The 17,034-nt window shown below is 72.7% G+C and carries 16 protein-coding genes; 7 read left to right on the top strand and 9 right to left on the bottom strand.

The genetic code is table 11. The annotated features are described in order from the left end of the window. The 6 genes from KLP28_03910 to KLP28_03935 all read right to left on the bottom strand — a co-directional run bounded on the left by KLP28_03910 (position 1) and on the right by KLP28_03935 (position 5,653). Complete coding sequence (locus KLP28_03910; GenBank protein QWC85896.1) at positions 1-1,080, bottom strand: serine/threonine-protein phosphatase; 1,080 nt, start codon at positions 1,078-1,080, stop codon at positions 1-3. Positions 1,081-1,120: 40 nt separating this feature from the next. Continuing rightward, positions 1,121-1,600: a ribose-5-phosphate isomerase gene (locus tag KLP28_03915; GenBank protein QWC85897.1), complete on the bottom strand. Its 480-nt coding sequence runs from the start codon at positions 1,598-1,600 to the stop codon at positions 1,121-1,123. A gap of 13 nt (positions 1,601-1,613) precedes the next feature. Further along, a complete protein-coding gene (locus KLP28_03920) occupies positions 1,614-2,513 on the bottom strand; it encodes an alpha/beta hydrolase (protein ID QWC85898.1) in 900 nt (299 codons plus the stop codon). A gap of 18 nt (positions 2,514-2,531) precedes the next feature. After that, positions 2,532-3,095, bottom strand: coding sequence for a hypothetical protein (locus KLP28_03925; GenBank protein QWC85899.1), 564 nt, complete (start codon positions 3,093-3,095; stop codon positions 2,532-2,534). Next, positions 3,092-4,912: a methionine--tRNA ligase gene (gene metG, locus KLP28_03930; GenBank protein ID QWC85900.1), complete on the bottom strand. Its 1,821-nt coding sequence runs from the start codon at positions 4,910-4,912 to the stop codon at positions 3,092-3,094. The genes KLP28_03925 and metG overlap by 4 nt, the downstream gene beginning before the upstream one ends. A gap of 117 nt (positions 4,913-5,029) precedes the next feature. Then, positions 5,030-5,653 (bottom strand): disulfide bond formation protein DsbA, encoded by a 624-nt coding sequence (locus KLP28_03935; GenBank protein QWC85901.1) that lies wholly within the window; start codon positions 5,651-5,653, stop codon positions 5,030-5,032. Between the two features lie 92 nt (positions 5,654-5,745). Between KLP28_03935 and pepN the strand changes: the two genes are divergently transcribed. Then, complete coding sequence (pepN, locus tag KLP28_03940; protein QWC85902.1) at positions 5,746-8,298, top strand: aminopeptidase N; 2,553 nt, start codon at positions 5,746-5,748, stop codon at positions 8,296-8,298. Positions 8,299-8,310: 12 nt separating this feature from the next. Here the strand turns inward: pepN and KLP28_03945 are convergent, their stop codons facing one another. After that, positions 8,311-8,754 carry a DUF5130 domain-containing protein gene (locus KLP28_03945; GenBank protein QWC85903.1) on the bottom strand — a complete coding sequence of 148 codons (444 nt, stop codon included), beginning with the start codon at positions 8,752-8,754 and terminating at the stop codon, positions 8,311-8,313. After that, positions 8,741-9,142 carry a hypothetical protein gene (locus tag KLP28_03950; protein ID QWC85904.1) on the bottom strand — a complete coding sequence of 134 codons (402 nt, stop codon included), beginning with the start codon at positions 9,140-9,142 and terminating at the stop codon, positions 8,741-8,743. The genes KLP28_03945 and KLP28_03950 overlap by 14 nt, the downstream gene beginning before the upstream one ends. 190 nt (positions 9,143-9,332) lie before the next feature. On the opposite strand from KLP28_03950, the gene KLP28_03955 reads away from it, so the two are divergent. Genes KLP28_03955 through KLP28_03970 form a run of 4 tightly spaced genes read left to right on the top strand, consistent with a single transcriptional unit; the run spans position 9,333 to position 14,267 of the window. Further along, a complete protein-coding gene (locus KLP28_03955) occupies positions 9,333-10,346 on the top strand; it encodes a mechanosensitive ion channel family protein (protein QWC85905.1) in 1,014 nt (337 codons plus the stop codon). A 21-nt stretch (positions 10,347-10,367) separates the two neighbouring features. After that, positions 10,368-12,953 (top strand): hypothetical protein, encoded by a 2,586-nt coding sequence (locus tag KLP28_03960; protein ID QWC85906.1) that lies wholly within the window; start codon positions 10,368-10,370, stop codon positions 12,951-12,953. 27 nt (positions 12,954-12,980) lie between these two features. Further along, a complete protein-coding gene (locus KLP28_03965; protein ID QWC85907.1) occupies positions 12,981-13,370 on the top strand; it encodes a globin in 390 nt (129 codons plus the stop codon). Between the two features lie 51 nt (positions 13,371-13,421). Continuing rightward, positions 13,422-14,267, top strand: a complete 846-nt coding sequence (locus KLP28_03970; protein ID QWC86786.1) for an SGNH/GDSL hydrolase family protein — start codon at positions 13,422-13,424, stop codon at positions 14,265-14,267. Here KLP28_03970 and KLP28_03975 read toward each other — a convergent pair. After that, positions 14,224-15,168 carry an acyl-[acyl-carrier-protein] thioesterase gene (locus KLP28_03975; protein ID QWC85908.1) on the bottom strand — a complete coding sequence of 315 codons (945 nt, stop codon included), beginning with the start codon at positions 15,166-15,168 and terminating at the stop codon, positions 14,224-14,226. The two genes, KLP28_03970 and KLP28_03975, sit on opposite strands and share 44 nt — an antisense overlap. 98 nt (positions 15,169-15,266) lie before the next feature. Here KLP28_03975 and KLP28_03980 point away from each other — a divergent pair, with 98 nt between their 5' ends. Further along, a complete protein-coding gene (locus KLP28_03980; protein ID QWC85909.1) occupies positions 15,267-16,484 on the top strand; it encodes an acetyl-CoA C-acetyltransferase in 1,218 nt (405 codons plus the stop codon). Between the two features lie 4 nt (positions 16,485-16,488). Further along, entirely contained in the window at positions 16,489-17,025 is a 537-nt protein-coding gene (locus KLP28_03985; protein ID QWC85910.1) for a MarR family winged helix-turn-helix transcriptional regulator, read from the top strand. Positions 17,026-17,034 lie beyond the last annotated feature (9 nt).

Consider the following 17,034-nt stretch of genomic DNA (forward strand, 5'->3'; position numbering starts at 1 on the left):
TCAGACCCGCTGCAGCACCACCAGGGCACAGTCGTCGCCGGCCCGGGCGCGGGCGAGTCCGTCCATGATCCTGGTGGTGGGGGCCGTGCGGTCCTCGCGCAGGACCTCGACGGTCCTCGTCACCATGGCGGAGATGCCCTCGTCGATCTCGAGGGTGCGGTCCTCGACCATGCCGTCGGTGTAGAGCATCAGCACGTCCCCGCGGTCGAGGCGGCCCTGGACCGAGTCGTACTCGATGTCGGGCAGGAGCCCCAGCACCGGGCCCGGCGGCTGCAGCTTCGACCAGTGCCCGAGACCGACCGGCAGGTGGACGCTGGGCGGGTGACCCGCCGAGGTGATCCAGTAGTCGCCCTCGAGCAGGTCCACGTGGGCGTGGACGGCGGTCGCGAAGCCCTCGTCCCACCCCTGGTCGACGAGGAACTCGTTGACCACGTCGAGGAAGTTCGGGCCCGGCAACCCGGTGAGCAGGGCTCCCATCGCCCCGTTGAGCACCAGGGAGCGCGAACCGGCGCCGACGCCCTTGCCAGAGACGTCCACCACCACCAGGTCCAGCCACCGGCCGTTGCCCGAGAGGTGGCCGAGCACGAAGTCGCCCGAGAACTGGGTGTTGCCGGCCGCCTGCATCCTGCTGTCCAGGCTCCAGCCCGCGGGCACCTCGGGCAGGGGGCTCTGCCGCAGGATCCGGTCGCGCAGGTCGACGAGGAGACGTTCGCCCGTACGCCCCGTGACCCCCAGTCGGTCGCGGAGGATCGCCCCGCGCAGGACGAAGGCCGTGATCGAGAAGACGGCGAGGAAGCGGAGCACCGTCTCCCAGCCCTCGATGGGCAGTCCGACGAGCATGGCGAGGAAGTTGCCGACCATCCACACGGCGAACCAGGCCAGACGGCGCGGTCCCAGCCAGATCGAGGAGAGGTAGACCGGCAGCAGCTGCACCGTGTAGAGCTCGGCGTCACGAACAACAGCCATGGCCGTGATGGCCGAGGAGAGCAGCCCGAGGAAGACCAGGGCCGACCGCTCCGACGGGTCCACACGCACCCGCTCGAGGGCACGACGCGGCAGCCGGGACCAGCGGGAGTTCACCCGTCCGGATCCGGCAGGGCCCTTGCGGCCCGGCGCCACCTCAGGTGGCGGACGCAGGGAGCGGAGGCAGCTCTCCCGTCTCCTCATAGGACGCAAGCATGCCGATACGCCGGACATGGCGTGCGTCGTTGCTGAAGTCCGTGGTGAGGAACTCACCCACGAACGACGTCATCTCCTCGATGCTGTGCATCCGTCCCCCGACAGAGATGACGTTGGCGTCGTTGTGCTCACGTGCCAGGCGAGCGGTCTCGAGGCTCCACACGAGGGCGGCGCGTACGCCGTCGACCTTGTTGGCCGCCATCTGCTCACCGTTGCCGCTGCCCCCCACGACGACACCCAGGCTGCCCGGGTCACCGGCGACACCCTCCGCGGCGCGGAGGCAGAAGACGGGGTAGTCGTCGAGGGCGTCGTACACGAAGGGTCCGTGATCGACCACGTCGTACCCCTGCTCGCGGAGCCAGGCGGCGACGTGGTCCTTCAACTCCAGACCGGCATGGTCTGACCCGAGGTGGACACGCATGCTCGGGATCCTGTCAAAGATGCAACGATTTGAGAAATCCCGCGCTCACCCCTGTGACCAGGGACGCGGCGTCGAAGACCGCGGGGTGACGCCAGAAGCCGTGCAGCATCCCGAGCACCCTGAGCGCCTGCACGCGGACGCCGAGCTCGGCCAGTCGCGCGGCCAGCCACTCCCCCTCGTCACGCAACGGGTCGTGCTCCGCGGTCACCACCAGCGTCGGCGGCAGGTCGCCGAGGCGCGAGGACCGCAGCGGCGCCAGGTCGGGGTGCTCGAGGTCCTCCGGCGACCCGGCGTACTGCTGCCAGAACCACGCCGCCTCCCGGGCGTCGAACCCCGCGGTCTCGCTCGCGTACGACGGCCACGCCGCGGCCGGGTCGAGGAAGGGGTAGACGAGCACCAGACCTGCAACGAGGGCGGGGTTGCGGAGAGTACCCACCAGGGCGAGGTTGCCGCCGGCGGAGTCCCCGTGGAGGGTCACAGGACCCTCGAGCCCCAGCTCGGCGGCGTCACGGCTCAGCACGCGCAGCACCGTGTCGACGTCGTCGGGTGCCGCAGGGAATCGGTGCTCGGGCGGTCGCCGGTAGTCGACGCTCAGCACCGGGACCGTGGAGGCCAGAGCGAGACGGCGCGCCGCCGCGTCGTGCACCTCCACGTCACCGAAGACGAAGCCCCCACCGTGCAGGTGCACCACCACCCCCGGGGCGTCGTGCCCCCGGCCCCGCGGCCGGTAGAGGCGTACGGGCACACCGTCGGCGTCGAGGTCGCGCACCTCGGCCACCTCGGGACGAGCCTCCGCCGCAGCAACGTCACGCGCCTGCGTACGCGTCGCCTCGATGTCGAAGCCGGGCTCGAAGTTCCTCGGACCCGAGGGCTGTGCCTCGAGGGAGGCCAGCGCCTGGGGGTGGAGCGCCATGGTCGGGTGCCGCGCCGTTCAGCGCTGCATCATCGCGTCGAGCGCGACCGCCACGGAGGCGGCCACGCGCCAGTCGACGCGCTCGTCGGGCACCTCGACGGCGTAGCGGTCCCGCATCGTGGGCTTGCGCTCGACCGACATGAGCACTCCCGACCGTCCCGACTCCTCCGCCTGCGCGGAGGTGAAGTCGAAGTGGATCGGCAGGAAGGGCACGTCCATCACGCGGCGCAGGATCGCGATGCCCTGGGAGCGCTCGACGCCGGTGGCGGCGTACCCGGGCCCCTCGAGGGTGAAGGTGCTGCGCGAGAGCGACTTCGCGAAGTCCTTGCTGAAGGAGGCGAGCGGGCTGCCCTCGGCGTCGACCACGTCGTACGTGGCCCCGAAGTCGAGCACCTGACGCGCGGCGAAGGAGAAGGACTCGTGGCCCTCCTCGTCCCGGAAGGTGACGCGCTCCTTCAGCGCCATGCGCTTCTGGCGCGCCTCGGCGACGTCGAGCCCGCCGGCGACGACGCGGTAGACGTTCGTGGTCATCGCGAACTTCTGGTGCAGCTCGAAGCGTGGGAGGTGCAGGACCTCGGTCATGGCGTTGCCTCCTCGTCGAGCCGGGCGAGCTCTGCCTCGACCACCGCGGTGTCGAGCTTGCGGAAGACGGGCGTCGGCTTGGCGACCGGCGTGCCCACCGTGATCGGTGAGCTCGCCCAGGCTGGCACGTCGGCGTAGTCCCCGGTGATGACCGGGTACGGCGCGCCGCCGTCGAGATCCTCGACCTCCTCCAGACGGGGCATCGGCGCGATGCGTCCCGCGCCCCCGAGCACCCGGTCGACCGCGTTCGCGCTGAAGGGCAGGAACGGGCTGAGCACCACGTTGAGGTCGGCCACCGCCTGGCACATGACGTGCAGCACCGTGCCCAGGCGCTCACGCTCGTCCTCGCCCTTGAGCGTCCAGGGGGCCTCGTCGGAGACGTAGCGGTTGACCTCGCCGACCGTACGCATCGCCTCGCCGATCGCGGCTTTCTGCCGGTGCCGGCCGATCTGGTCGCCGACGCGAGCGAAGGTCTCGCGCACGTCGGCGAGCAGCCGCTCGTCGCGCTCGGTGAGCTCGCCCACCGCCGGGATCTCGCCGAAGTTCTTCGCCACCAGGCTGGCGGTGCGGTTGACCAGGTTGCCCCAGCCCGCGACCAGCTCGTCGTTCGTACGCCGCACGAACTCGCTCCAGGTGAAGTCGGCGTCCTGGTTCTCGGGACCGGCTGCGGCGACGAAGTAGCGGAACGCGTCGGGCTGGTAGCGCTCGAGCATGTCGCGCACGTAGATCACGACGCGCTTGGAGGAGGAGAACTTCTTGCCCTCCATGGTCAGGAACTCCGAGCTGACGACCTCGGTCGGCAGGTTCAGCACGCCGTAGTCGCCCGGGTCGCCGCCCTTCTCGCCCCTCCCCGCGTACGCCAACAGCTCGGCGGGCCAGATCTGGGAGTGGAAGGTGATGTTGTCCTTGCCCATGAAGTAGTAGGACAGGGAGTCCGTCGTGCCGTCTGGGCCGGGGTTCCACCAGTCGCGCCAGGCCTCCGCGTTCCCGGACCGGCGGGCCCACTCGATGCTCGCCGAGAGGTAGCCGATGACGGCGTCGAACCAGACGTACAGCTTCTTCGTCGGGTTGTCCCGCCAACCCTCGAGCGGGATCGTGATGCCCCAGTCGATGTCGCGCGTCATCGCCCGGGGGCGGATCTCCTTGAGGATGTTCTGGCTGAAGCGGATGACGTTGGGCCGCCAGGTGCCGGACGCCTCACGCTCGTCGAGCCACTCCGCCAGCGCGTCGGCGAGCGCCGGCAGGTCCAGCAGGAAGTGCTGGGTCTCGACGAACTCGGGGGTCTCACCGTTGATGCGGCTCACCGGGTCGATGAGGTCGGCGGGGTCGAGCTGGTTGCCGCACGCGTCGCACTGGTCGCCGCGGGCGCCGGGCGTCTTGCAGATGGGGCAGGTGCCCTCGATGTAGCGGTCGGGCAGCGTGCGGCCCGTGGACGGCGAGATGGCGCCGTAGGTCGTCTGCTCGACGAAGTAGCCGTTGTCGTGGACCCCGCGGAACATCTCCTGCACCACGGCCTCGTGGTTGCGGGTGGTGGTGCGCGTGTAGAGGTCGTACGTCAGACCCAGGCTGACGAGGTCCTCGGCGATGAGGCGGTGGTTCCTGTCCGCGAGCTCCTGCGCGGTCAACCCGGCCTCGTCGGCGGCGATCAGGATCGGGGTGCCGTGCTCGTCGGTGCCCGAGACCATCAAGACGTCGTGACCGGCCATGCGCATGTAGCGGCTGAAGACGTCCGAGGGCACCCCGAAGCCGGCCACGTGGCCGATGTGGCGGGGCCCGTTGGCGTACGGCCAGGCGACGGCGGAGAGCACACGGGTCATGGCGTCACCCTAGTGAGACGGCCAGGTCGGTGGAGGGGCGAGGCTCCCGGGCCGGTGGTCGAGCAGCGAGGCGCCGGCCGAGCGTCTCGACACCGCCGGAGGCGTACGGCTCTCTGCTCAGGAGAAGTCGGGGCCCTTGTCGCGGCTGCGCTTGAGCTCGAAGAAGCCGGGAGTGCTCGCGACGAGCACGGCACCGTCCCAGAGCCGACCGGCCGCCTCGCCCTTCGGCGTGGGCGTCACGACCGGGCCGAAGAACGCGGTGCCCTCGACCTCGATCACCGGGGTGCCGACGTCCTGGCCGACGCGGTCGATGCCGTCCTGGTGGGAGGCGCGCAGCTGCTCGTCGTACGCCTCGGACTCCGCCGCCGCGGCGAGCTCGACGGGGAGGTCGACCTCACGGAGGGCCTCCTCGATGAGGGGGCGGTCCGGGGTGCGGTCCTGGAGGTGGATGCGGTTGCCCAGGGCGGTGTAGAGCGGCAGCAGCACCTCGTCGCCGTGGTCCTGGGCGGCGGCGATGCACACGCGTACGGGGCCCCAGGCACGCTTCATCGCCTCGGCGTACTCCTCGGGCACGTCCTGGCCCTCGTTGAGCACCGCCAGGCTCATGACGTGCCAGCGCGTGGTCACCGGGCGCACCTGCTCGACCTCGAGCATCCAGCGCGAGGTCATCCACGCCCAGGGGCACAGCGGGTCGAACCAGAAGTCAGCGGTCTGCGTGGTCTCAGGAGCGGTGGAGGTCATGCCGGTCTCAACCACCCGGGCGGCGAAGATGTTCCGGGTCTCGCGGCTCGGCTGGCGCCTCGCTCCTCGACCACCGGGACTAGCCTCGCGCCATGCCTGGAACCAACCTGACCCGCGACGAGGCGCGCACCCGCGCCTCCCTCCTCAGCGTCGACACCTACGACGTCGAGCTCGACCTCACGACCGGACCCGACACCTTCGGCTCGGTCACGACCGTCCGCTTCTCGGCCACGGAGGAGGGCCTCGGCGCGAGCACCTGGATCGACCTCGTCGGGGCGGAGGTCGAGGCGGCGACGCTGAACGGCGAGCCGCTGGACCCCGGTTCCCACACCGACGGTCGCCTGCCCCTGCCCGAGCTGCAGGCCGACAACGAGCTCGTCGTCCGCGCCCGCTGCCGCTACTCCCGCACCGGCGAGGGTCTGCACCGCTTCGTCGACCCGGCCGACGACAAGGTCTACCTCTACACCCAGTTCGAGGTGCCGGACGCGCGCCGCGTCTACGCGTGCTTCGAGCAGCCCGACCTCAAGGCCGTCTTCACCTTCACGGTCACCGCGCCGGACCACTGGCTGGTGGTCTCCAACTCCCCCCGGGTCGAGCCCGAGCCGGCCGGCGAGGGCGCAGGCACCTGGCGCTTCGCCCCGACCGAGCGCATGTCGACCTACATCACCGCGCTCGTGGCCGGCGAGTACGTCGAGGTGCGCGACTCCTACGCGGGCCGGGGCGGCGAGATCCCCCTCGGGCTCTACTGCCGTGCCTCCAAGCAGCCCGACCTCGACGTCGACCGCCTGCTTCAGGTCACCAAGCAGGGGTTCGCGTTCTTCGAGGAGGCCTTCGACTCCGCCTACCCCTTCGGGACCTACGACCAGCTGTTCGTGCCCGAGTACAACATGGGGGCGATGGAGAACGCGGGCTGCGTCACCTTCCGCGACGAGTACCTGCCCCGGAGCCGTCAGACCGCCGCGTTCTACGAGTCCCGCGCCAACACGATCCTCCACGAGATGGCCCACATGTGGTTCGGCGATCTCGTGACGATGCGCTGGTGGGACGACCTCTGGCTCAACGAGTCCTTCGCCGAGTGGGCCTCGCACTGGGCGATGGCGAACGCCACGGAGTACACCGAGGCCTGGACCTCCTTCGCGACCGCCCGCAAGGTGTGGGCCTACCGCCAGGACCAGCTGCCCTCGACCCACCCGGTCGCCGCCGACAACCACGACCTGCACGCCGTCGAGGTCAACTTCGACGGCATCACCTACGCCAAGGGCGCGTCCGCGCTCAAGCAGCTCGTCGCCTGGGTCGGCGAGGAGGAGTTCGTCCGCGGTCTGCGTGCCTACTTCGCCGAGCACGCCTTCGGCAACACCGACCTGGAGGACCTGCTCTCCCAGCTCGAGGCGGCCTCCGGTCGCGAGCTGCGGCCGTGGGTCGCCGAGTGGCTGCAGACCTCCGGCGTCAACACGCTGCGTCCCGAGGTGACCGTGACCGACGACGGTCGGATGGCGGAGGTCGCGGTGGCGCAGACGGCCATCGAGGCGTACCCCACGCTGCGGCGCCACCGCATCGGCGTCGGCCTCTACGACCTGACCGACGGCCGACTGGCGCTGCGGCGACGCGTCGAGACCGACGTACGCGGCGAGCGCACGGTCGTCGAGGAGCTGGCCGGTGAGCTCGAGCCCGACCTGTTGCTGCTCAACGACGGGGACCTGACGTACGCCAAGATCCGCCTCGGCGAGCGGTCCCTGCGCACCGTGGTGCAGAACCTCGCCTCGCTCGAGGACTCCCTCGCGCGCTCGCTCTGCTGGGGCGCCGCCTGGGACATGACGCGCGACGCCGAGATGCGCGCCCGCGACTACGTCGACCTGGTGGTGCGCGCGCTGGGCAGCGAGAGCGACGTCACCGCCCTCGGCCGCGTGCCGATGTACGCCCGACAGGCCGTGGAGCGCTTCACCGCACCGGCCGACCGCGACGCCCTGCGTCGCCGCTGGGAGGCCGGCGTCCGCGGGCTGCTGCGCGACGCCGAGCCGGGCAGCGACCACCAGCTCGCCTTCGTCCGCGCGTACGCCGCCGCGTCCGTCACCGACGAGGCCCTCGACCACCTCGAGCAGCTGCTGGCCGGCGAGGCCTCGCTCGACGGTCTCGAGATCGACACCGACCTCCGCTGGACCCTGCTCAGCGCGCTGGCCGCCGCGGGCCGGGCCGGCGCCGAGGAGATCGCGGCCGAGCGTGATCGCGACGCGACCATCTCGGGTCAGGAGCGTGCGGCAGCGGCCCTCGCCGTACGCCCCACGGTGGAGGCGAAGCAGGAGGCCTGGCGCGACGCCGTGGAGCGCGACGACGTCGCGAACGAGACCCAGCGGTCGGTGGCGACCGCGTTCACCGGGGGGCGCAACCCGGCGGCGCTGGAGCCGTTCGTGGAGCAGTACCTCACCGCGGCCGAGTCGATCTGGGAGTCCAAGGGCACCCAGCGCGCCTCGACGGTGCTGGAGTACATGTTCCCGGTGCCGCTGGCCTCCGACGGTCTCATCGACCGGGTCGACCGCTGGCTGGAGGAGACCGCCGCGCCGGAGGCCGCGAAGCGGTACGTCCGCGAGGGCCGCGACGAGGCAGCCCGGGCGCTGCGGGCGCAGGCCAGCGACGCCCAGGACGCGTGAGGAGAGTCTGACTCAGGCGTCTGCGCGGTGCCGGCCCGGGGCCGGGTCGGCACCGCCGGACCGCTCCGTACGCTCTGCCTGCTTGCCACGCTGGCACGACTGGGCGATCGCGCCCAGTCCGTGCACGAGCCCTCCCGCGACGTCGTCGCGGGAGAAGCAGTCGGCCATCTCGCCGGTGATGCGGTCGAGCTCGCCCGCGGAGAGCCGCTCCTCGGCCTGCTCACCCGTGACGACCTCGATGACGCGGCGGTCGGGCGCGACCGCGATGAGCACCGAGCGTCCCGGTGAGCGCAGACGACCGTGCAGGTCGCGCGCGGCCGCACGGGTGTCCTCCCCGGTCAGCGGTCCGACGAAGACGGAGAACTCCAGGCGCGTACGCATCTCCGCGTCGCGCATCGCCGAGTCGACGCGCGTGCGCTCGGACTTGCTCAGCGCACCCTTGTCACCACCCAGCACTGGAACCGCCCCGCGCGTCGCTGCCGGTGTCGTCGGTGGCCGAGCTGCCCTCGGGCAGGTCGCCGGCGCCGCCCTTCGGGCCGCCCATCCACGTCGCGGGCACCGAGGAGCCCGACTTCTGCCTGCGGTCCGAGGCCAGACCCGGCAGGGCGAACGCCACTCCGAGCACGACGGCCAGGCCGAGCGGGACGAGCAGGACCAGCGTCAGCAGACGCAGCACGGAGACCTCCGGCGCCTCCGGCCATCCCTCGGCCGCCACGGCGTACGCGGCCGACGGCGAGGTCACGATGCTCACAGCCACACCGGCAGCGAGGCCGGCGACCACGCGGGGGCGCGTCAGGACGCGGCGCGGCGTGGGGGTCGTCGAGGTCGGCGTCGTCGTACTCACACCTGCGAGGTTATCCATTCCGAGCCGTCGCACGCGCACCCGCAGCGGTGGACGTGACCGGCCTGACGTCGGGTGCGACGGTGATCACGCCCCACCCCACACTGTCGCCCACCCTCGCTCCGGGCGCGTGGTCCCAGGGGACGAGCGCGACGGTTGGTCGCGACCGGGCGCCCTCGCTAGCCTCCGCTGCATGTCTTCCTCGGTGTCCGCTCAGAACCAGCCCGACAGCAACCAGGTCAGCGAGTCCGCCGAGCAGGCGGGCGGATGGCTGCGCGACACCCTCCTCCCCTGGCTGACCGACACCGCCGCCCCGGCGGCGGTCTCGGTCGTGGTGATCCTCCTCGGCGCGATCATCGTGCGCTGGCTCGCGCACCGGGGCATCGACCGCATCATGAAGGGCGCCGAGCACGGTCGCCTCCCGGGCCGCCTGGGCTCGATCGGGCGGTCCGTCGAGGTCGCGGCGACGCCGGGCAGCTCGCGGCGCACGCAGCGGGCACAGTCGATGGGCTCGCTGCTGAAGAACATCGCGACCGCGGTCATCTTCGGCATCGCGGTCGTCATGGCCCTTGCCGAGGTCGGCGCCGACGTGGCCCCGATCCTCGCCTCGGCCGGTGTGCTCGGGCTGGCCATCGGCTTCGGCGCCCAGTCGCTGGTCTCGGACTTCCTCTCCGGCATCGCCATCCTGCTCGAGGACCAGTACGGCGTCGGGGACGTGGTCGACCTCGGTGAGGCCATCGGCACCGTGGAGTCGGTCGGTCTGCGCATCACCCGCGTCCGCGCCGTCGACGGCACGGTCTGGTACGTCCGCAACGGCGAGATCCTGCGCGTGGGCAACCAGTCGATGAACTGGGCGCGCACCGTGCTGGACATCGGCGTCGCGTACGGCGAGGACATCCAGCGCGTGCGCGACGTGCTCGGCGAGGTCGCCAAGGACCTGTTCGAGGCCGAGGAGTTCAAGGGCAAGGTCATCGAGGCGCCGGAGGTCTGGGGCGTCCAGGAGCTCGCGGCCGACTCGGTCGTGGTGAGGGTCGTCCTCAAGACCGCGCCGCTGCAGCAGTGGGCCGTCGCCCGCGAGATGCGTCAGCGCATCAAGACCCGCTTCGACGCCGAGGGCATCGAGATCCCCTTCAGCCAGCGCGTCGTGTGGCACCGCAGCGACGACGGCACGGTCGTCTCCAGCGGTCAGGTCGAGCACTCCGGCTGATCCTGCGGTCATGCTGTGCGCATGACCACGCAGCGTCCGGCCGCCCGCTGGGCGGACCCGACCCGGTGCCCGGACTGCCGTGCCGCGCTGGAGGGTCGACCTGCGTGCCGGGCCTGCGGCCTGGCGCTGGACGGACCTGAGGCCCAGCGCCTCTTCTCGCTGCTCTCCGAGGCCGACGACGTGCTCGCCGAGCTGCGCGCACGCTCCTCGGCGTCCCGCGACCCGGCTCCGGAGACCGTCACCGCCCCCGCCCCCGCCCCCGCCGGGCGTCCCCGGCCCGAGCGGGGCTCGCGCCTGCCGTCCGCGACGGTGCCGCTCGTCCTGCTGACCGTCGGTGCGCTGCTGCTGGCGGTGGCCGTGCTGCTGTTCGCCGCCTTCACCTGGTTCCTCCTCCCCGAGATCGGCCGGGCCCTCCTGCTGCTGGTCATCGCGCTGGGCATCGGGTCAGGTGCCTGGGCCGCCTCGCGCCGCCGACTGCGGATCGCCGCGGAGGCACTCTGGCCGCTCAGTCTGTTCGTCTCCCTGGTCGGGCTCCTCCTGCTCGGGCCCGGGACCGGCCGCGCCGAGGCGGCGTGGGCGCTGGGCGCGGGCCTCGCGCTCGCGGGTGCGGCGGTGGCGGTCGCGCAGGCCCTGCACCGCCGCGACCTGGCGGTGCCGACGCTGCTCGAGGTGAGCACGCTCGTGCTGGGCGCCGTGGCCGCCGCGGCCCTGACGGGACTCGATCCCGACCTCCCGCTGCTCGGCTCCGGCGCGGCGCTGCCGGTCCTCCTGCTCGCCCTCGGGCTGTCCGTCGTGGGCGTACGCAGCCGGCTGCGTGTCACGGCGGCCGGGGCTTCCGCGGCGACGGTCGCGGCCTGGGCGGCGATCGTCGTGGTCGGCCTGACGACCGTCGTGGACGGCGGCTACGCCGCCTGGCAGCCCGTCCGCTACGCCGACGTCATCGTCGCGTTCCTCCTCGCCGCGGGCGTGGCGTACGCCCCGTTCACCCGTCTCCCGGGCAAAGCCATCGGCTGGGCGCAGGCCGCCGGTGCCGGGGCTGCCGCGGTGCTCCTCGTGCTCGCCGGCGCCGCGGCGACCACCGGCTACAGCCGCGCCACGCTCTCCCCCGAGCCGCACCTCAACGCCGCGGCACTGGTCGGCGGGGCGCTGCTCCTCCTGATCGCCACGCTGGGCTCGCCCGCCGTCGACTTCTCCGACGTGGACGGTCCCGTCCGCCGTCGGGCGCAGGGACTCCTCGCGGCGTACGCGCTGCTCGCCGTCGGCGCCGTCGTCCTGGTCGGTCTGGCGACAGCGCAAACCCTGGTGGTGGCCGGGGAGCGCCGGGGACCCCTGTCGGCCGACGCCCCCGGACTGCCGACCGGCTCGGTGACCGACTGGTGGTGGGCCGCTCCGGTGCTTCTCGCGGTCGTCGCGGCCACGCTGCCGCGGATCGCCGAGGCCTCACCCGCCCCCGGGCTCCACCGCGGCGTACGAGCCGCGCGACCCGTCACTCCGGCCGTGCTGCTGGTCGTGACGGCCGCGTGCGCCGTCGCTCCGCAGGCGCCCCTGTGGACGGTCGTGGCGACGCTTGCTGCGGCGGTGCTGGCCGCGGCCGCGGCGGCGTACGCCTCGCCCGGGCCCACCGCCGTCGTCGTACTGGCCGGCTCGGCGGCCCTGCTCGTCAAGACCTCCGTGCCCTCGGCGCCGCTGCTCGTCGTGAGCCTGACCCTCGTCACGCTGGTCGCGGGGACCATGGCGTTCCGTCTCCCCCCGCCGGGCCGTACCGCCCCCGCACCGGGCGGCACGCTCGCGCAGCTCGACCCGCCGCTCGCCGTCGGAGCAGTCGCTGCCGCTGTCGCCACGGGCGCAGGCGCCTGGGCGCTCATGACCGGACTACCGGGTCTCGACCTCCCGCCCCTCGCCGGGGCCCTGGCCGTCGTCGTCGCCGTCGGCGCGTGGGTCGTCACTCTCGGTCTGCTGCGCCGACCTCTGCCGCACAGGCAGGCGGCAGGGGCCGCGGCGCTGCTCGCCGTGGTCGCCCAGCTCGAGGGCCGCTCGGCCGCCGACAGCACCTGGATCCTGCTGGTCGCCGGCATCCTCGCCGTGCTCGTCACCGTCACCGCACCCGACGACGGGACCCCCGCCTGGGTCGGCAGCGCCCTGCTCCTCGGCGCCTCGGCCGCCCGCTCGATCGCCGGCGGGCCCCCGCCGGAGGTCGTCTCCCTCGGCGCCGGGGCGGTGCTGCTGGCGCTCGGCGCATGGCAGCTGCGGCGCCGGCCGGGCACGAGCAGTCGCCGGGCGCTGGCCCCGGCGCTGACGCTCACCCTCACGCCCACCCTGCTGCTGAGCCTCACCGAGCCGCTGGGGACGCGGACCCTCTTGGTCGTGGCCCTGGGCGTCGCCGCGTTGACGTGGGGCGCCCTGGGCGGCCTGTCGGCGCCGTTGCTCACCGGTGGCGCCGCTCTGCTCGTCGTCGGCGTACGGATGCTGGGGCCGGTCTCCAGCGTGGTGCCGTGGTGGATCGTGGCCGGTGGTGTCGGCGCGGCGCTGCTCCTGGTGGGAGCGACCTGGGAGTCGCGGCGGGCGGAGATCGATGCCGCACGTCGCTACGTACGCCGCCTTCGCTGAGCTCGTGCCGCCTGGGAGACTGGGGGCGTGAGCCAGCCGACCGAGCAGACCTTCTACGACGCCATCGGCGGCGAGCCGGTGATCACCCGCATCGTGCAGCGCTTCTACGCCGGCGTCGCCGAGGACGAGGTGCTGCGCCCGATGTATCCCGAGGCCGACCTCGCGCCGGCCGAGGAGCGGTTCCGGCTGTTCCTCATGCAGTACTGGGGCGGCCCGACGACCTACTCCGACACCCGAGGGCACCCGCGGCTGCGGATGCGCCACGCCCCGTTCCCCGTGACGCCGACGGCGGCCGAGCACTGGCTGCGCCACTTCCACGCCGCCCTGGACGCCGAAGAGCTCGCTCCGGAGCACGACGCCCGCTTCCGTGAGTACGTCGACCACGCCGCGCAGTTCATGGTCAACACCCTGCAGTGACACGGTCCGTTCACCGGCACCCGACAGCGTGGCCGCGTGGACGAGCGGGCGGTGAGGCGCGTCGACGTGCGTCTCGTGTCCGCGGTCGCTCTCGCCGTCGGCGGTGGACTCGGCCTCTCCCGGTACGCCGCGAGGGAGCTGCTGCACCGTCAGGCGCAGCACGCCCGCCGGCTGATCGGGCAGCCCCTCGGCGAGTCGGTGCCCGACGCCGACCGGGTGTGGAAGCGCAGCTACGGCGACCCGTTGCACCTGGTCCTGCTGGGTGACTCCATCGCCGCCGGGCTGGGCGCCGACCGACGCAAGGAGACCCTCGGGGGCCGCCTGGCGCGCTACCTCGCGAAAGAGCTGCGACGGTCGGTCCGGCTGACGACCCTGGCCGTCGTCGGCTCCGAGTCCGCGGACCTCACCGCCCAGGTGGATCGCGTGCAGGACGACTGCCCGCCCGATGTCGCGGTCATCGTCGTCGGTGGCAACGACGTCACGCACCGGGTGCCGACGGCCACCTCCGTCGCGCACCTCGAGGAGGCGATCGCGCGCCTGCGTGGTGCGGGCGCGGTGGTCGTCGTCGGCACGTGTCCCGACCTCGGCGCCCTCCGACCCGTGCCCCAGCCGCTGCGTACGCTCGGCTCGCACGCCTCGCGGGCCCTGGCCGCCGCCCAGCACCGGGCGTGCCTGCGCAGCGGCGCGCACCCGGTCTCGTTGGCACGCGCCGTCGGCCCCTTCTTCCTGACCGATCCGGACGGCATGTTCAGCCTCGACCGGTTCCATCCCAGCCCGCTGGGCTACAAGCGCACGGCCAAGGAGGTGCTGCCTGCCGTCGTCGAGGCCATCGCGACGGACGCCCCGTGGCTGCTCAGCCCCGCAGGCTCTCGAGCACGCCCCGCGAGCTCTGCGTGAGCTCCGCCGACCGCTGCTCGCGCGCGTCGAAGGCCACGAGCACGACCCGACCGCTGCCGAGCACCGCCTCGGACCCCTCGCGCAGCGGGTCGCGGATCACCGAGGTCACGTCGAAGGACGCCCCGCCGATGCGGCTCACCCACGAGAGGACCTCGTACGGCTCCAACCGGAAGTGCGCCGCACGCACGTGGCGCACCGAGGTGCGCGCCACGACGAGCAGGTTGTCGAAGCCACCCGCAGGCATGGAGGCATCCCCGTGGCCCAGCCACCGCTCCAGCCCGAGCATCCGCAGCCGCGCCTCCTGGAGGTACTCGACGAACTCCTCGTCGCCGACGCGTCCGTCGGCGCTGACGTCGCGCCACCGCACCCGGACCGGGTAGGACGTCGCCCCGGCCGGCACCGTGTCGGCGCGTACGGGCACCAGGTCGGCGGCGACCTCGGGACGCAGCGGCGGCTCCTGGGCCGTGCCGCCGAAGCGGGAGAGACCGTCGAGCTCGTCGGCGCCCCAGGGACGAGGAGCACCCGAGGCGTCGGCGGCGGTGAGCTCCGTCCGGGCGCGGAAGTACACCCGCGGCGCGCCGGCGGATCCCGGCACCGCGCCCTCGCCCGGACGGTCGACGACGCTCTGCTCGAGCACCACCAGGTCGGCTGCGGCGTCGACGACGACTGACTCCACGGTGACCGGGGCCTCGCGGAACATCAGCGGCGCGTCGAAGCTGACGTCCTGGCGGCGTACGTCGACGCGCACCCGGTGCGGCCCTTCCACCGGCAGCCCCGCGGCCGCCAGGAGCGCGGTGCGGGCCTCACCGACGTAGTCGAGGTAGCGCACGTTGTTGGTGTGCCCGAGCATGTCCAGGTCGCCCCAGCGCAGGGGGCAGGCGTACGTGTGGGGGCTGGTCACGGACCCATGCTGGCCCACGCCCGCAGCCTGCGACGACCGGGGCCGGGACTAGGCTCGGCGTCGCACCCGAGTCCGTCCACCGACCCTGAGGAGCTCTCATGCCCGAGGCCGTCATCGTCTCCACCGCACGTTCACCCATCGGCCGCGCCAACAAGGGCTCGCTGAAGGACTTCCGACCCGACGACCTCGCCGCGCTGATGGTGCAGGCCGCCCTGGACAAGGTCCCGGCACTGCAGCCCGACCACATCGACGACCTGCTGCTGGGCTGCGGGCTGCCCGGCGGCGAGTCCGGCCACAACATGGCGCGCGTCGTCTCCGTGCTGCTCGGGATGGACCAGGTGCCGGGCGCGACCATCACCCGCTACTGCTCCTCCTCGGTGCAGACCTCCCGCATGGCGCTGCACGCGATCAAGGCGGGCGAGGCCGACTGCATCATCTCCGCGGGCGTCGAGACGGTCTCCCGGTTCCGCAAGGGCACCTCCGACCACATCCCCGACACGCAGAACCCCGTCTTCGACGAGGCGCAGCAGCGCACGAAGGACACCGCGGCCCAGGGCCGCGACTGGCACGACCCACGGGAGGACGGCGACGTCCCCGACGCCTACATCGGCATGGGATTCACCGCGGAGAACGTCGCGAAGCTGCGGGGGCTCGACCGCAAGGAGCTCGACGAGTTCGGCGTCCGCAGCCAGAACCTGGCCGAGAAGGCCATCGCCGACGGCTTCTGGGCCAAGGAGATCACCCCGGTCACCGCACCCGACGGCACCGTCGTGGACTCCGACGACGGCCCGCGGGCCGGCGTGACCTACGACCAGGTCTCCGGTCTGAAGCCCGTCTTCCGCGAGGACGGTGTCGTCACGGCCGGCAACTGCTGCCCGCTGAACGACGGCGCCGCCGCCGTGGTCGTCATGAGCGACACCAAGGCCGCCGAGCTGGGCCTGACGCCGCTGGCGCGCATCGTCTCCACCGGCGTGTCCGGCCTCTCGCCGGAGATCATGGGTCTGGGTCCAGTGGAGTCCTCCCGGCGGGCGCTCGCGAACGCCGGCATGAGCATCGACGACATCGATCTCGTCGAGATCAACGAGGCGTTCGCGGCCCAGGTCGTGCCCTCCTACAAGGACCTCGGCATCGACATCGACCGTCTCAACGTCAACGGTGGCGCCATCGCCATCGGCCACCCCTTCGGGATGACCGGCGCGCGGCTGCAGGCCACGATGCTCAACTCGCTGCAGCACCACGACAAGCAGACCGGCCTCATCACGATGTGCGTCGGTGGCGGCCAGGGCATGGCGATGATCGTGGAACGGATGAGCTGACCCGATGAGCCAGGCACCTCCCCCCTCGCACGTCCCGACGCCGCCGTCCCACTCCGGTGTCGAGGGGGAGGTGCCGTGGCTCTCGGCCGACGAGCAGGAGGTCTGGCGGGCCTACGTCGTCGGCTCGACGTGGCTGCTGGACCAGCTCGACCGTGAGCTGCAGACCCGGCACCGCGTCTCCCTGAGCGAGTACGAGGTGCTGGTGCGGCTCTCCGAGGCCCACGAGCACCGCTGCCGCATGGCGGTGCTCTCGGACTCGCTGCGGCACTCGCGGTCGCGGATGACCCACACCGTCGGACGCCTCGAGCGCGCCGGTCTCGTACGCCGCGAGCCGGCCGCGTCCGACGGGCGCGGGGTCGATGCAGTGCTCGAGCCCGCGGGCCTCGAGCTGCTGCGCCGGGCGGCGCCGGACCACGTGCGTGGCGTACGCCGCTGGTTCGTCGACCAGGGGTCGCGCGAGCAGCTGGCCGCGGTCGGGCACGTCTTCGGTCGCATCACCGACACGCTGACCGAGGGCCACCCGGACGCCGACATCCGCTGAGAGGGCACG

The sequence above is a fragment of the Nocardioidaceae bacterium genome (assembly GCA_018672315.1).
Taxonomy (GTDB): domain Bacteria; phylum Actinomycetota; class Actinomycetes; order Propionibacteriales; family Nocardioidaceae; genus TYQ2.

Excerpts from the sequence above, each read along its gene's own strand:
- KLP28_03915 (QWC85897.1), bottom strand. The coding sequence starts at position 1,600 with ATGCGTGTCCACCTCGGGTCAGACCATGCCGGTCTGGAGTTGAAGGAC.
- metG (QWC85900.1), bottom strand. The coding sequence starts at position 4,912 with ATGACCCGTGTGCTCTCCGCCGTCGCCTGGCCGTACGCCAACGGGCCC.
- KLP28_03980 (QWC85909.1), top strand. The coding sequence starts at position 15,267 with ATGCCCGAGGCCGTCATCGTCTCCACCGCACGTTCACCCATCGGCCGC.
- KLP28_03985 (QWC85910.1), top strand. The coding sequence starts at position 16,489 with ATGAGCCAGGCACCTCCCCCCTCGCACGTCCCGACGCCGCCGTCCCAC.
- KLP28_03960 (QWC85906.1), top strand. The coding sequence starts at position 10,368 with ATGACCACGCAGCGTCCGGCCGCCCGCTGGGCGGACCCGACCCGGTGC.
- KLP28_03925 (QWC85899.1), bottom strand. The coding sequence starts at position 3,095 with ATGACCGAGGTCCTGCACCTCCCACGCTTCGAGCTGCACCAGAAGTTC.
- KLP28_03920 (QWC85898.1), bottom strand. The coding sequence starts at position 2,513 with ATGGCGCTCCACCCCCAGGCGCTGGCCTCCCTCGAGGCACAGCCCTCG.
- KLP28_03955 (QWC85905.1), top strand. The coding sequence starts at position 9,333 with ATGTCTTCCTCGGTGTCCGCTCAGAACCAGCCCGACAGCAACCAGGTC.
- KLP28_03935 (QWC85901.1), bottom strand. The coding sequence starts at position 5,653 with ATGACCTCCACCGCTCCTGAGACCACGCAGACCGCTGACTTCTGGTTC.
- pepN (QWC85902.1), top strand. The coding sequence starts at position 5,746 with ATGCCTGGAACCAACCTGACCCGCGACGAGGCGCGCACCCGCGCCTCC.